This window comes from Streptosporangium becharense (assembly GCF_014204985.1).
GTDB lineage: Bacteria > Actinomycetota > Actinomycetes > Streptosporangiales > Streptosporangiaceae > Streptosporangium > Streptosporangium becharense.
On sequence record NZ_JACHMP010000001.1, the window covers coordinates 4,933,687 to 4,948,039 of the forward strand.

Annotated in this window: 13 protein-coding genes; 3 read left to right on the forward strand and 10 right to left on the reverse strand. The window is 72.8% G+C overall.

The genetic code is table 11. The annotated features are described in order from the left end of the window. Positions 1-86: 86 nt before the first annotated feature. The 3 genes from F4562_RS21780 to F4562_RS21790 are packed head-to-tail and all read right to left on the reverse strand — an operon-like array spanning position 87 to position 1,852. On the reverse strand, positions 87-1,172 hold the full coding sequence (locus F4562_RS21780; RefSeq protein ID WP_184545958.1) for an alcohol dehydrogenase catalytic domain-containing protein: 1,086 nt from the start codon (positions 1,170-1,172) through the stop codon (positions 87-89). Between the two features lie 11 nt (positions 1,173-1,183). After that, the gene (locus F4562_RS21785; RefSeq protein WP_184545956.1) at positions 1,184-1,378 is read right to left on the reverse strand and encodes a ferredoxin; all 195 of its coding nucleotides are present in this window, start codon (positions 1,376-1,378) and stop codon (positions 1,184-1,186) included. A 9-nt stretch (positions 1,379-1,387) separates the two neighbouring features. Beyond that, positions 1,388-1,852 carry a pyridoxamine 5'-phosphate oxidase family protein gene (locus F4562_RS21790; RefSeq protein WP_184545954.1) on the reverse strand — a complete coding sequence of 155 codons (465 nt, stop codon included), beginning with the start codon at positions 1,850-1,852 and terminating at the stop codon, positions 1,388-1,390. Between the two features lie 76 nt (positions 1,853-1,928). Here F4562_RS21790 and F4562_RS21795 point away from each other — a divergent pair, with 76 nt between their 5' ends. Then, positions 1,929-2,612 carry a class I SAM-dependent methyltransferase gene (locus F4562_RS21795; protein ID WP_246473505.1) on the forward strand — a complete coding sequence of 228 codons (684 nt, stop codon included), beginning with the start codon at positions 1,929-1,931 and terminating at the stop codon, positions 2,610-2,612. Here the strand turns inward: F4562_RS21795 and F4562_RS21800 are convergent. The 6 genes from F4562_RS21800 to F4562_RS21825 all read right to left on the reverse strand — a co-directional run bounded on the left by F4562_RS21800 (position 2,519) and on the right by F4562_RS21825 (position 10,471). Then, positions 2,519-3,700 (reverse strand): enediyne biosynthesis protein UnbU, encoded by a 1,182-nt coding sequence (locus F4562_RS21800; RefSeq protein ID WP_184545952.1) that lies wholly within the window; start codon positions 3,698-3,700, stop codon positions 2,519-2,521. The genes F4562_RS21795 and F4562_RS21800 overlap by 94 nt on opposite strands. Then, the gene (locus F4562_RS21805; protein WP_184545950.1) at positions 3,697-5,751 is read right to left on the reverse strand and encodes a CRTAC1 family protein; all 2,055 of its coding nucleotides are present in this window, start codon (positions 5,749-5,751) and stop codon (positions 3,697-3,699) included. Before F4562_RS21805 ends, F4562_RS21800 begins: the two co-directional genes overlap by 4 nt. Next, positions 5,748-6,659, reverse strand: a complete 912-nt coding sequence (locus F4562_RS21810) for a DUF1702 family protein (RefSeq protein WP_184545948.1) — start codon at positions 6,657-6,659, stop codon at positions 5,748-5,750. The genes F4562_RS21805 and F4562_RS21810 overlap by 4 nt, the downstream gene beginning before the upstream one ends. 621 nt (positions 6,660-7,280) lie before the next feature. Beyond that, entirely contained in the window at positions 7,281-8,321 is a 1,041-nt protein-coding gene (locus tag F4562_RS21815) for a prenyltransferase (RefSeq protein ID WP_184546032.1), read from the reverse strand. A gap of 43 nt (positions 8,322-8,364) precedes the next feature. After that, positions 8,365-9,078 carry a class I SAM-dependent methyltransferase gene (locus F4562_RS21820; RefSeq protein ID WP_184545946.1) on the reverse strand — a complete coding sequence of 238 codons (714 nt, stop codon included), beginning with the start codon at positions 9,076-9,078 and terminating at the stop codon, positions 8,365-8,367. Positions 9,079-9,226: 148 nt separating this feature from the next. Then, a complete protein-coding gene (locus tag F4562_RS21825) occupies positions 9,227-10,471 on the reverse strand; it encodes a glycosyltransferase family 4 protein (protein WP_184545944.1) in 1,245 nt (414 codons plus the stop codon). Between the two features lie 292 nt (positions 10,472-10,763). On the opposite strand from F4562_RS21825, the gene F4562_RS21830 reads away from it, so the two are divergent. After that, the gene (locus tag F4562_RS21830) at positions 10,764-11,792 is read left to right on the forward strand and encodes a GDP-mannose 4,6-dehydratase (protein ID WP_184545942.1); all 1,029 of its coding nucleotides are present in this window, start codon (positions 10,764-10,766) and stop codon (positions 11,790-11,792) included. A gap of 4 nt (positions 11,793-11,796) precedes the next feature. Here F4562_RS21830 and F4562_RS21835 read toward each other — a convergent pair whose 3' ends face one another. Then, on the reverse strand, positions 11,797-12,615 hold the full coding sequence (locus F4562_RS21835; RefSeq protein ID WP_311734201.1) for a L,D-transpeptidase: 819 nt from the start codon (positions 12,613-12,615) through the stop codon (positions 11,797-11,799). A gap of 385 nt (positions 12,616-13,000) precedes the next feature. Here F4562_RS21835 and F4562_RS21840 point away from each other — a divergent pair, with 385 nt between their 5' ends. Beyond that, the gene (locus tag F4562_RS21840) at positions 13,001-14,209 is read left to right on the forward strand and encodes a macrolide family glycosyltransferase (protein ID WP_375782491.1); all 1,209 of its coding nucleotides are present in this window, start codon (positions 13,001-13,003) and stop codon (positions 14,207-14,209) included. Positions 14,210-14,353 lie beyond the last annotated feature (144 nt).

Genomic DNA, 14,353 nt, shown 5'->3' on the forward strand with positions numbered 1-14,353 from the left:
GGGTCCGTCCCGGGCGAACCCCGTCCCCCGTCCCACTGGAGGGCGGGGACGGGGGACGGGGACGGATCAGCCGGGGACGGCCGGGATCAGTCGAGGACGACGATCTGGCGCAGCACCTCGCCGCCCCGCAGGGCCGCCACGGCGTCGTTCAGGTCCGCCAGCCTGATCCGGGAGCTGATCATGCTCTCCAGGTCGAGCTTGCCCGCCTTGTACAGGCCGGCGAGGAAGGGGAAGTCGCGCCGGACGTCGGAGCCGCCGTAGAGGGAGCTGAGGATGTTCTTGCCCTCGAACAGCAGGCTGAAGGCGTTCAACGGGACGGTGTCGTTCGCGGCTCCCGCCCCCACCACGACCACGTCGCCGCCCCGCCGGGTCGCCCTCCAGGCGGTCATGATCGCCGCAGACTTGCCGACGGCCTCGAAGCCGTAGTCGAAGCCGAAGCCGCCGGTGAGCGTGGCGATCGCGTCCTGCAGCTGGTCGGGGGTGACGGCGTGGGTGGCGCCGACCTTCCGCGCCAGGGCGTGCTTCGACTCCAGGGGGTCGATCGCCAGGATCGTGGTGGCCCCGGAGATGCGGGCCCCCTGGATGATGGACAGGCCGATGCCGCCGGCGCCGACCACCGCGACCGTCGAACCGGCCCTGACCCGGGCCGTGTTGAGCGCGGCGCCCACGCCGGTGGTGATCCCGCAGCCGATCAGCGCCGCCGCCTCGAAGGGCACCTCGGGGTCGACCTTGACCGCGCCTTGCCAGGGCACCACGATCTCCTCCGACCAGGTGCCGCACCCGGCCATGCCGAACGCCGGGGTGTCGCCGCCGTAGCGGAACCGGGCGTTGACGAAGCTGTCCATCACGTAGGTCATGCACAGGTGCGGCTGGTGCACCAGGCAGTTGGCGCAGGTGCCGCAGGCCGGCGTCCAGTTGATGATGACGTGGTCACCGGGCTGCACGGTGGTCACGTGGTCGCCGACCTCGACGACCACGCCGGAGCCCTCGTGGCCGGGGATGACCGGCAGCGGCATGGGCAGCACGCCGCTGATCACCGACAGGTCGGAGTGGCAGACCCCGGTCGCCCTGATCTTGACGCGGACGTCGGCCGGGCCCATCGGGGCGAGGGTGAAGTCGTCGCGGATGTCGAGCTTGTCGTCACCGACGGCGTGCAGAAGCGCACCGCGCATGGGGGGTCCTCCTAGTTCTCCTCTAGGGAGAGGGCGGCTTTGGGGCAGGACCGCACGGCGTGCCGGACGCGGTCCGTCATCTCCGGCGGCGGCTCAGGCAGCAGCAGGTGCAACTGGTCGTCGTCGTCGAGTTCGAAGACTTCCGGAGCGAGTCCGGTACAGACGGCGTTGGCCTCGCAGACCAGATAGTCGACTTTGACTTTCATGTGGGCCTCCTATACGGGAATGGAGAGCTTACGGTGATCCCAGGAGATCACTCGACTGGGCTCCACCACGAAGGCGACCCGTTTACGGCCGGTGTGGGCCACGTACTCCGCCAGCTGCTCCTCCGCCTCGGGCATCCCGGCCATCCGCCTGGTCACGCCCATGCCGACGCCGAGGACGCCCTCCGGGTCGTCGATCCGCCGCGCCACACCGTAGATCAGGACACCGCGCAGCTCGGAGTACTCCTCCCCGGCCTCGATCAGGCAGCTCACCCGGGCGTCGCGTTCGAGGTTGCGCGTCTTCTGGGCCTTGCCGTAGGTCCAGAACGAGATCTTGCCCTCGGTCAGCCCGTAGAACATGGTCACCATGTGCGGTGTCCCGTCGGGGTTGATGGTGCCGAGCTGGAGCTTGCGCGACCCGGCGACGAACTTTGTCACCTCATCGTCGGACATCGCAATGCGGAGGCGCTGGTTCACGGTGCAAAGTAGAACATGTTCCATAGGGTGGGGCAAGAGTCGTTGGAATGTTGTTCGGTCTGGGTAGTCTGCTGCGATGAGCATCGCCACCGGGCCCGCCGACACGCCCGCTGACAAGCCCGCCGACATGCCCGCCGAACTGTTGCACGCCGCCCGGCGGGCCAAGGGTTTCATGCCGGACCAGGAGGGTCTCGCGCTGTTCGAGACCGCCGCCGCGTACGGCGGTCGCGGCCCGATCTGCGAGATCGGCAGCTACTGCGGCAAGTCGGCCGTCTACCTCGGCGCGGGGGCCCGCCAGGCCGGGTCCGTCGTCTTCACCGTCGACCACCACCGGGGTTCGGAGGAGATCCAGCCGGGGTGGGCCCACCACGACCCCACGCTGGTCGACCCCCGCTTCGGCAGGATGGACTCGCTGCCCTTCTTCCGCGCCACCATCGCCGCCGCCGGGCTGGAGGACGAGGTCATCGCGATCGTCGGCAGGTCGAAGACCGTCGCCCGGCTGTGGAACACCCCGCTGGCGATGCTCTTCATCGACGGCGGCCACTCGGAGGAGCCGGTGACCGAGGACTACGAGGGCTGGGCGCCGCACGTCATGCCCGGCGGCGCGCTGGTCTTCCACGACATCTACCCGGACCCGGCCGACGGCGGTCAGGCGCCGCACCGGGTCTACCTGCGGGCGCTCGCCTCCGGGGCGTTCGAGGAGGTTCGGCACGAAGGCTCCCTCCGGGTGCTGGAGCGGGTCGGGCCCGGCATCGGCTGACGCCCGCGGGCCGGCGCGGGCGACACCCCGGACGGCCCGATCCGGGCCCGCACGGCCAGCGCCAGGCCCCGGCCCGCGCACACGAGCGCGAGGGAGAGGAACAGCCCGCAGCCCACGCCGAGCTCGACCAGCAGGCCGTAGACCGCCGCCGCGGCCATGCCGAACGCCACCTGGCCCCGGGGCGTGCGCGGTGCGGCGACCGGGTCGGCGAGCACGTGGGCGGTGTGCACGGCGAAGGCCGTCCCGGTCATCGGAAGCAGCGCGGCGGCCACCGAGACCTCGCCCAGGCCGCCCCGGACGAACGCCTGCAGCGCGAACCCGCCCGCCCAGCCGGCGACCAGCGGCAGCGTCCCGGCCGGCCGGGACGCCGCCAGTCCCGCGGCGAGCACGGCCAGCGGCACGATCACGTCGAACGGCCCGGACACCCACGCGGTGAACTGGTACGGCGGCGCGACACCCACCCAGGGGAACAGCAGCAGCGCCGCGACGACGCCGGTGTTGGACGGGTTCATGAAGGGCGTCCCGGGCACGTCCCCGCCGGCTCCGGCCGCTCCAGGTGCTCCAGGTGGGCCGATTTCGCCGGGTGCTCCGGGTGCTCCGGGCGTGTCCCCGCCGGTACGCGCCGGTGTCCTCGCCGTGTCCCCGGTGCCCGTCGTCCCCGCCACCCGTACGCGCACGGCGTACGCGCTGCCGACCCCGATCAGGGTGGCCAGCGCGACCGGTGCCGGATGCGCGCCGGTGTGCAGCAGCATCGCGCAGAGCAGGCCGCACGTGTAGGACGGCAGGAGAAAGCCGGCCGTCTCGTCCCGGGGGCCGAGACAGCGGGCCGGGCGCCGCCGGGCCCACGCGTCCACCGTCTCCAGCAGCGACGCGGTGGCCACGCCGGTGAGCGCGCCGACGACCGGCGCGAGGAGGGGCTGCTCGAAGCCCAGCAGGGTGTGCCCCAGCAGGGTGAGCAGGGTGACGGCCGCCGCCGCCCGGCGCGGCGCGGGGTTCCGCCGTCCCCGGCCGGGGTGCCCACGCGGACGGAGTCCGGTGTCCCGGGCCGGGAACCGGCCCGTACGGCGGCGCGGGACGTTCCCGGTCACCACATCTCCTGCGCCTGGCCGCCCGTCAGCAGGATCCGGTGCCAGCCGGGTTCCACGGAGATCGAGGCGGAGTGGTCGCCGCCGCAGACGTCCTTCCAGGAGATCTCGACGGGGACGGGGACGCCCGGCACCTCGTCGCCCAGGCCGAACAGCAGCTCTGGCGCGGAGACCCCGTTGTGCCCGCCCGCCGGATACAACTGCCTGCTGCGCGTGCTCCCGTCGGGCAGGCGCACCGTCGCCACCGCCCCGATGGCCGGCCGCGTCATCTGCGTCGTCCGTGCGGTTCGCGTCGTTCGTGTCGCTCTTGTCGTTCGTACCGTCTGTGCGACGGGTGCCGTCTGCGTCATCGCGGACGGGGCGGCGGGGCAGGAACCGGCGGGCAGGCGCAGCCGCAGGCCCACGAACGGCGCGGTCGGGCCGTGGTTGCGGTAGAGCACCGACCGGGCCCACTGGTTGGCGACCGCGAGGTCCAGCCGCCCGTCGTCGTCCACGTCACCGACGGCCAGCGCCCGGCTGACCGTGTCCCTGATGCCCTTGACGCCCCTCGTGCCTCCCGTGCCTCCCGTGCCTTCTGTGCCTTCCGTGTCCCTCGCCACCCCGGCAGGCCGGGCCACGTCCGTGTAACGCCCGTCCGGGCCGCGGGTGAGGAAGGCGAGCGGGTCGCGGCCCGACAGGTCGTCCCCCGCCCCGATGCCCGGCCACAGCCCGGGGTCGGACACGGCCAGGTCGTTGACCGTCATCGCCTCCTGGAACCGTGCCCACCGGTCGGTCTCCCCCCGGATGAACCCGGCGGCCCGCGCGATCTCGTCGTCGCCGTCGTTGTCGAAGTCCGCGGCCCTGACGTCCCACGACCAGCCGCCGCGGCGCAGGCCCAGCTCCCCGGCCCGCTCTTCGTAGGGTGCGCGGCCTCCGTGGAAGCCGCCCGGCCGGGAGACGAAGGCCAGGTTGCCCTCCGGCAGCGCACGGCCCGCGGCGGCGTTGCTCACCAGGATGTCCGGCCCGCCGTCGGCGTCGAGGTCGGTGAAGGCGACGCCCGCCCCCTTGGACGAGTCACGGCCCAGCACCCGGGACCGGGAGACGGCCGGATGCCGGGTGCCCCGGGCCTCGGTGAACCGGACGCGGCCGGGCACCGACTCGTTGACCAGCAGGCGGTCCGGGCCGAAGTCGTTCGCCACGTACAACTCCGGCAGCCCGTCGCGGTCCAGGTCCTGTGCACCCAGCGCGAGCGTCCAGCCCCTGCCCCCGCCGACCGCGTCGAACACCCCCTCCGCCTCGGTGAACGTCGCCGGTCCGGTCGCGCGGTAGAGCCGGTCGGCGCCGCCGTTGCCGGCGGCGGAGAACGAGTCGGGCATCACGATGTCACCGTGGTCGCCGGTGTCGTCCAGCACCCTGGCGCCGTCCGGGAAGTAGTTGCCGAAGACCAAGTCCAGGCGGCCGTCACCGTCGAAGTCGCCGGCCGTGGCGGCGGCGGTGTTCCAGATCTCCGGCTCGGCGGTCAGCCCCCGGTGGCGGAAGGCCGCCCCGGACGGGGGAGCGCCGGGCACCCGCAGGAACAGGGAGGGGGAACGGCCCCAGTAGTAGACGACCAGGTCCTGCCAGCCGTCCTGGTCGAGGTCGGCGGGCAGGCAGCCGGTCGGCGCCTCATGCGGCCTGCGGTCCGGGGGGACCAGCGTGAACGGCCGGTAGCCGCCGGAGGTGCCTGGCGCGGGCCGGACGGTGACCGTGTCGTGGCGCGGGTCCACCAGGCACACGTCGTCGGAGACGACCTCGTCGTCCACGTCGAACAGCGCGACCGCGGCGCCCGTCGCCGACACCCACGCCCGGACGCGTTCGTACCCTGGTGCGACCGGCCGCAGGGAGCGGTCACCGGGTCTGCTCGGCGGGCCGAGTGGCTCGGCGTGGAAGGAGAACTCGGCGGGTGCCGCCGCGGACGGGCCGTCCGGCGCGTCGGTCAGTCCCCACCCGGCGACGGCGAGCGCCGTCGCGAGGGCACCGGCCGCGCACCGGCGGGCCCTCGGCGTCCCCGCCGGCACTCCCCGGGCCGCGGTCATGAATCGCGGTCGCGCCGTGCCCAGGCCTTCCGGATGCCCGACCGCCACGCCTGGTAATGGTCGCCGCTGTGGGCGTTGTGGCCCAGCGCGACGAGTGCGGCGTCGGTCCAGCCACCCGCCTCGTCCACTTCGGCCCCGCACAGCGCGGGCGCCGCGGCCACGGTGTGCTCGGGGACGGTCCCCGCGATCAGCCGGGCGGCGCAGGCGAGGGCACAGCCCTGGGCCAGGTGCGCGCGGAAGCCGTCCTCGGCCGCGGCGGCGGCCAGCCGCTCCAGGTCCGCGGCCGAGGCACCCCCGGTGTACGCGGCGGCCATGCCCACCCCGCTCCACAGGTCGGCGCGGCGCCCCGGCGGGAACTCGGCGACGCGCAGCGCGACGTCGTCCACCCCGGCGCACTCGTGGAACCAGAGCAGCCGCCCCAGCCCCTGGTCGAAGATGGCCCGCTTGGTCCGGTCCATGAGACCCGCCGTGCGCTGCCGCCCCACCGTGCGGTCGGCGGCGACGAAGCCCCGGTGGAAACCGAACCCGTCGAAGGCCAGCCAGCGCAGCAGCGGGTGGACCGCCCGGACGCCCCACATCGGCCGCAGCCGCATGCGGGCGTACGCCGAGCCGGTGCCCAGGTGGACGAGGTGCGGGTAGCGCATGCCCGGTCCGTTGAGCAGCTCCCGGAGCCGGCGCCCGCCGGTGAGCGTGAGCACGTCGAGGGTCGCGCACGCCGCGCCCGCACCCTCGTACGCGAACCCGCGGAGATCCTCGCGGAGGTCGTCGATCCGCTCGGCCCGCCCGGCGAGCACCGCGTCGTACCCGGCCAGGAACGACCGCCTCGCGGTCTCCAGTTGTTCGCGCGCGGGCCCCAGCCTGAACCGCCGGGGCCCGAAACCGGCCAGGCCGAGGTCCTGCCAGAACATCCCGGCGAGCCCCGGCGGCCTGGACGGCGCCAGTGCCTCCGGTCCCACTGCCTCTGGTTCTGTCGTCTCCGGTCCCGGCGTCCCCGGTTCCGGTGGCCCGGCACGCTCCGGAGACTGCGGTTCCGGTGGCCCGGCATGCTCCGCCGCGTCCGGCGGCGTCCCGTCCGGCGCTGTTCCGTCCGGGGACGCTCCGGCCAGGGACGCTTCGTCCGGCGGCGTCCCGTCCGGCGGTGGTGCCGCGTCCCGCCGTGTTCCGTTCTCGGGTGCGATGTCCTGCGGCGCCCGAGGCCCCGGGACGTCGCCCTCGCGGGGCTCGTCCACCGGTGGCCGGGGTTCCGGTGGAGACTTCCCGGCGCCGACACCGGTTCCGATCGTCCGGGGATCGTCGCCTGCGGTAACCGGTCGGTGGCCCTCCGTGTCGCTCACGAGCCCCGAACGTAGTGAGCCGCATTCCGGCCTTCAAGCACCGTGTTCGCGGCGCCGGGCAAAGAAAGCGCTAGGGCGGGCTCCCCAGGCCGCTCCCGCCCGGCCGGAGTCGTGCCGCTCGGTGTGCCGGGGGCCGTGCCGCCCGACCCGTCCGGAGTCGCGTCACCCCGGCACGCATCGCGCGGCCGGCCGTGGTCAGCTCCGGGATCCGGCGTGGCTGCAGCCGCAGGCTCCGGTGGGACGGTCGATCACGTACCGGCCCGCGTCGCGGAAGATCCCCGCTCCCCGGGTGTGGCCGGACAGCGCGTCGGCGGCGAGTACGACGGCCGCCGCGGTGTAGGCCGAACGCTCGTGCGGGAACCGCTTCCGGTTCGCGAACTGCCAGCCGGTCCAGTAGGAGCCGTCCTCGTGCCGCAGGTGCTGCATGTCCGAGAACAGGCGCAGGGCCCGCTCCCGGTCGCCCACGGCGTCCAGGGCGAGCACCAGCTCGCAGGTCTCGGCGCCGGTCACCCATGGCTGGTCGGACACGCAACGGATGCCGAGCCCCGCCTCCACGAAGGTGTCCCATTCCTCGGCCAGCCGGGCCAGCGCGGCGGGGCCGCGTACCGCGCCGCCGAGGATCGGGTAGTACCAGTCCATCGAGAAACGGCTCTTGTCGGCGAACGCCTCGGGGTGGGCGGCCAGCACGTGCCCGAGCCGGTCGGCGGCCAGCTCCCAGTCGGGCTGCGGGTCCTCCAGGTGCTCGCCGAGCAGCACGCCGCTGCGCAGGCCCTGGTGGATGGAGGCGCACCCGGTCAGCAGCGCGTACTCCGCCGGTCTGCCGTTGGCGGCGCGTTCCCAGACGACCTCGCCCCGGGTGGTCTGCAACCCGACCACGAAGTCGAGCGCCGACCGCACGACCGGCCACATCCGGCGGGCGAAGTCGTCGTCCCCGGTGACCAGCAGCTCGTGCCAGACGCCGACCGCGATGTAGGCGGCGTGGTTGGACTCCCCGCCGTGCTCGACGGCCCGGCCGCCCACCAGCTTCATCGGCCAGGAGCCGTCGGGACGCTGGGTGCGGACCAGCCAGTCGTAACCCCGGCGCACGGGCTCGGCGAGCCCCGCCACGCTCATCGCCATCAGGCACTCGACGTGGTTCCACGCGTCCACGTGCCCCTCCGGCCACGGGACTCCGCCGTCGGCCTCCTGGACGGCCGCGATGCTCCGGGCGGTCTGGACGACCAGCTCCCACTCCATCGGGTCGCTCACCGCCTCCCGCCCCCTGAGCGGACGGCGGGGGTCATGCGGGTTTCCGGAGGTAGAGCACCACGCTCTTGCCGATGAGCGGGTTCAGCACGGCTTCGGCGATCCGGGTGACGGCGGGCCGTTCCATGATGTCCCAGACCAGCAGCTCGTGGTACGCCTTGGCCAGCGGGTGGTCGTCGTTGCCGACGCCGACCGCGCACTTGATCCACCAGTACGGCGCGTGCAGGCCGTGGGCGTGGTGGTGCGGGCCGACGGTGAAGCCGGTCGCTTTCAGCTTGGCGCTGAGCTCGGCGAGCGTGTAGATGCGGACGTGCCCGCCGGGGGCGGTGTGGTACGCCTCGTCCAGGGCCCAGCAGATCCGCTCGGGCAGGAAGCTCGGCACCGTGACGGCGGCCAGGCCTCCCGGCTTGAGCACCCGGAAGATCTCCCGCATCGCGGTCATGTCGTCGGGGATGTGCTCCAGCACCTCGGCCGCGATCACCCGGTCGAAGCTCGCGTCCTCGAACGGCATGTCGAGCGCGTCGCCCGTCACGGTCTCGCCGGTCGCCCCCGCGGGGACCTCGCCCGCCTTGTCCATCGCGGCGAACATGTTCGCCACGCCCGCCAGCTCCTCGGCGTCCATGTCGAAGGCCACCACGTCGGCGCCGCGCCGCAGCACCTCGAACGCGTGCCGTCCACCGCCGCAGCCCAGATCCAGGACTCGGGTTCCGGGGCCCACGGGCAACCGGTCGAAGTCGACTGTCAGCACTCGCCGCTCCTCTTGGGATCTTCCTGTCGGGGTCGTGAGATGTCATGGCCCGTACGGGCCGTCCGGGGCACCCGCCCGTGCGGGCGGTCCGTCCGGGCTGTCCGCTCGTGCGGGCGGGGAGACCGGCGGGTTCGGCGCACCCGGGCCGCTATCCGGCGCGCCGGGCCCGGATGGCCTCGTGGTACGCCTCCACGGTCCGTTTGGCGACGACGTGCCAGGTGAAGCGCTCCATGACCCGGTCGTACCCCCGGCGGCCGACCGCCGCCCGCTCCTCGGGGGAGTCGTGCAGGCGGCGCAGCACGGCGGCCAGTTCCTCGGGGTCGCCCGGCGTCACCTGGACGGCCGCGTCGCCGACGACCTCGGGCAGTGCCCCGGTCCGGCTGGCGACCAGCGGGGTGCCGCAGGCCATGTGCTCGACGGCGGGCAGTGAGAAGCCCTCGTACAGGGAGGGGACGACCGAGATCTCCGAGGTGGCGATCAGCTCGCCCAGCTCGGTGTCCGAGATGCCGTGCACGAACCTGACCCGGTCGCCGAGCGCCAGTTCGGCGACCAGCTTCTCGGTCGGGCCGCCCGGGGTGGGCCTGCTGACCACGGTCAGGTTGACGTCGCGCTCGGTGGCGAGCTTCGCCACCGCCCGCAGCAGCGTCGCCACGCCCTTCATCGGGGAGTCGGCGCTGGCCACCGCGACGATCGAGCCGGGCCGTTTGGGCATATCGGGGCGGGGATGGAAGTAGCGGGTGTCCACGCCGAGCGGGATGAGCCGCAGGTTCTTCTGCGGCACGTTGAAGTCGCGGTGGATGTCGGCCAGGGACGACTCGCTGACGGTCAGGATCGGGCTGAGCCGGGGTGCGACCTTGGCCTGCATGCGTACGAAGCCGTACCAGCGGCGCATCGTGAGCTTCCTGCGCAGCGGCGCGGCCTCCAGCTCGATGCGCCGGTCGACGCTGATCGGGTGGTGGATGGTCCCGACCACCGGGAACAGCTTCTGGATGCCGAGCACGCCGTAGCCGAGCGTCTGGTTGTCCTGCACGACGTCGAAGTCGCCGACGCGCTTCTTGAGCTCCCGGTAGGCCCGCAGGCTGAAGGTCAGCGGCTCGGGGAAGCCCGCGGTCCACATGGTGCCGACTTCGAGCAGGTCGATCCAGTCGCGGTACTCGCGCAGCCCGGGGGTGCGGAAGGGGTCCTCGTCCCGGTACAGGTCGAGGCTGGGGATCTTGGTGAGGATGACGCCCTCGTCCAGTTCCGGATAGGGCTGGCCGGAGAAGACTTCCACCCGGTGCCCGAGGGCGACCAGTTCGCGGCTGAGATGGCGCAGGTAGACGCCCTGCCCACCGCAGGTCGGCTTGCTCCGGTACGACAGCAACGCCACCCGCAGGGAGTCAGCACCCGGCACGGCAACCCCTTTCTCACCCTGCCCGAAAGGGGACAGGTACCGTGAAAGATGACCTTAGTCATCGGACACTACCATTCGGTAGGTCTGTTGTACCTGATGTTGAATTGTTCACAGATACCCCGCTTCGGACTGGCGCGAACTGGGAAGTTACCCTTACCGAGCGTGATTCGGTGAAACGTGTTCTATGAACCTCCTGGTGGGCATGGTGCCCACCCAGGGGTGTAGGGGTACATTCGCCAATCAAACGGCAAAGATCGGGCGAAGGTCCCGCCCCGCGAGCGAGGAGGACGCGTTGGCCAGGCGCGCACTGATCACCGGCATCTCCGGGCAGGACGGCTCCTATCTGGCCGAATACCTGCTGAGCCAGGGGTACGAGGTCGCCGGTCTCGCCCGGGGGCAGGCCAATCCCCGGGTCTCCCGCCTGCGCAAGCTCCTCCAGGACGTCCGCCTCGTCCGGGGCGACCTCCTCGACCAGGGCTCGCTGATCTCCGCCGTGGAGAAGGTCCAGCCCGACGAGGTCTACAACCTGGGTGCCATCTCCTACGTCCCGATGTCCTGGGAACAGGCCGAGCTCACCGGTGAGGTGACCGGCATGGGCGTGCTGCGCATGCTGGAGGCCATCCGGGTCTGCTCCGGCATCTCCTCCTCCCGCACCGCCGAGCGCACCGGCCAGATCCGCTTCTACCAGGCGTCGTCCTCGGAGATGTTCGGGCAGGTCCGCGAGACCCCGCAGACCGAGGTCACCCCCTTCCACCCCCGCTCCCCGTACGGGGTCGCCAAGACCTACGGCCACTTCCTGACCCAGAACTATCGCGAGTCGTACGGCATGTACGCGGTGTCGGGGATCCTGTTCAACCACGAGTCCCCCCGCCGGGGAGCCGAGTTCGTCACCCGGAAGGTGAGCCTGGGGGTGGCCAGGATCAAGCTCGGTCTCGCCACCGAACTGCGACTGGGCAACATGGAGGCCCGCCGCGACTGGGGCTACGCCGGCGACTACGTCCGCGCGATGCACATGATGCTCCAGGCGGAGGCCCCCGAGGACTACGTGATCGGCACCGGACGCACGCACACCGTCCGCGACCTCGTCGAGACCGCCTTCACCGCCGCCGGCCTCGACTGGGAGCGGTACGTGGTCACCGACCAGGCCCTGCACCGTCCCGCCGAGGTCGACCTGCTCTGCGCCGACCCGAAGAAGGCCCGCGTCCAGCTCGGCTGGGAGCCCTCGGTCTCCTTCGAGGAACTGGTCGCGATGATGGTCGAGTCGGACGTCAAACTGCTGTCCGACGGCGGCGACCCGGACCAGGACTCCTCCTGGCCCTGAGCGGTCATCCGGTGATCGTCACGGGGCTGCCCGGGGGAAGGCGGGAGAGCACGCGCAGCGCCGCGGAGGGAACCCGCACGCAGCCGTAGCTGACCGCGCGGCCGAACACGCCCTCATCCGGCCAGCCGTGGAGCGCGACCGTCGCGGGGCCGCCCGCGAAGGTCCGCAGGGTGCCGGAGTGCGCGCCGAGGGCGAGGAAACGCGGGGTGTAGGTCGGGCGGGCCGGCGAGACGGAGGCGAGCAGGAACGTCCGGCCGCGGGGAGTGGGTGTGCCGGGGGCACCCACGGCGACCCGCCAGGAGCCCAGCCTGCGGTCGCCGTCGAACACCGCGAGCCTGCGCGCGGCCAGCCCGATCTCCACCCGGCGCGTCCGCCGCGCGCTGCGCAGTCCGCCGCCTCCGGTGTGGATCCAGCCCGTGGACCGGTTCGGCCGGCTCGGCAGCAGCACCCGCTCCCACCCGGGCCGCCGTTCGACCACCGGCACCCAGGTCGGCCCCTCCAACTGGGCCGGTGGCAGCACCGCCAGTGGAGGCCCGCCGGGCCGGACGTAGACCACCCGGTCGGCCGTGGGGTGGACGACGAGCCCGCTCATCGGGCCGAACGGATCGGGATCCCGCGGGGCCCGCCGCAGCGTCGCGTACGTCGTGGCGACCGGCAGCCTCGCCCTGCGCGCCGCCGGCACCGGGACCGGGTCGATCGGCCGTGGCGTGACGGCGGGAGAGGGGGGCGGCGGAGCCGTGGGCCCCGCGGTGGGCACGGGACCCTCCGCGGTGCAGGAGGTGAGCAGGGCCGCGACGGCGATGACCGCCGCGACGGCCGTCACCGTCCGTAACGCGGCCGCCGTTCCCGTCCGCGGTGCGCAGGCCGTCGCCGTCCGTGACGCGGCCACTGTTCCCGTCCGTGGTGCGCAGGCCGCTCCATGCGGCTCGAAGGTCGTTCCCGTCCGTGCCGAACCGGCCGTTCTCTGTGGCGTGCCGGCCGTTCTCCCCCGCAGGCCCTCACCGCGCCGTGCTGCCACTGGACGTATCCCCTCATGCCCCCGCGAACCCTCCGCGAAAGATCCCATTCCCGCTCCGAGAGGTGGGGCCGACCAAGATGCGTTGAAGGCTTGGTCCGATTCCGGATTCTGGCGAGTCGGAACGTCTCGTCTTGACATGGGGTGGTGCGCGGGACATGCTTAACGCAAGACGAGACGGACCGTCTCGCAAATGAACGCATCTCGACGGAGGAAACCGATGACCCGCCGTGCTCACATCGCCATGGTCAGCATCCCCGCACCGGGTCATGTGAACCCGAACATCGAAGTGATCAGGGAGCTGGTCGCCCGGGGGCACCGGGTGACCTACGCCAACGACCCGTCCTTCGCCGGAGTGATCACCGGTGCCGGGGCCGAGCTCGTGCCGTACGCCTCGACGTTGCCCATGGGGGAGGCCGCGAGCTGGCCCGAGGATGTGATCGCCCAGCTGGACGTCTTCCTCGACGACGCGATCTCGATGCTGCCGCAGCTCCGCGCGGCCTATCGGAACGACCGCCCCGACCTGTTCCTCTACGACATCGGCGGCTACACCGCCCGGGTGCTCGCGGAGAACTGGGACATCCCCGTCATGCAGCTCTCACCCACCTACGTGGCCTGGGAGGGGTACGAGGAGGACATGGCGCCGATGCTGGAGCAGATGCGGAAGCTCCCAGGCGGGGCCGAGCACTACCGGCGGTTCGACGCGTGGCTGGCCGCCAACGGCATCGAGGGCACCGACTCGGGTGCCTTCGCGGGTCGCCCGCCCCGGGCTCTGGCGCTCATCCCGCGTGTCATGCAGCCCAACGCCGACCGGGTCGATCCGGAGCGCGTCACCTTCACCGGGCCCTGCCTGTCGACCCGGCCGCATCAGGAGCCCTGGGTGCGTCCCGAGAGGGCGGAAAGGGTGCTGCTCGTCTCCCTGGGGTCGGCCTTCACCAACCTGCCCGGCTTCTACCGGTCTTGCCTGGCCGCCTTCGGTGACCTTCCCGGCTGGCACGTCGTGCTCCAGATCGGCAAGCACGTCGATCTCGCCGAGCTCGGTGCGGTCCCGGCCAACGTGGAGGTGCATCGCTGGGTCTCCCAGCTGTCGATCCTGGAACAGGCCGACGCCTTCGTCACCCACGCGGGCATGGGCGGCACCCAGGAGGGCCTGTACTGCGGCGTCCCGATGATCGCCGTCCCTCAGGCGGCCGACCAGTTCGGCAACGCCGACCGGCTCGTGGAACTGGGGGTCGCCCGGCGTCTCGACACCGGCGCGGCCACCCCGGAGGCCCTGCGCGCCGCCCTGCTCGACCTCACCTCCGACCCCGAGGTGGCGGCGAGGCTGGCCGGGCTCCGGGACGAGGTCCGCGGCGAGGGCGGCACCGTCCGGGCGGCCGACCTGATCGAGGAGATGCTCTGATCCGCGTCACGCCGGGCCGGCGCCCGCCGGTCTCGTCTGTCCGGAGTCCTCCGGTGCCGGCGGTGCGATGGCGCCGGCGGGCCCCGGGTGTACGGGCCGGCGTCCGCCCACCCGCTCCGGTCGTGGGGGAGCGGGTGGGCGGAC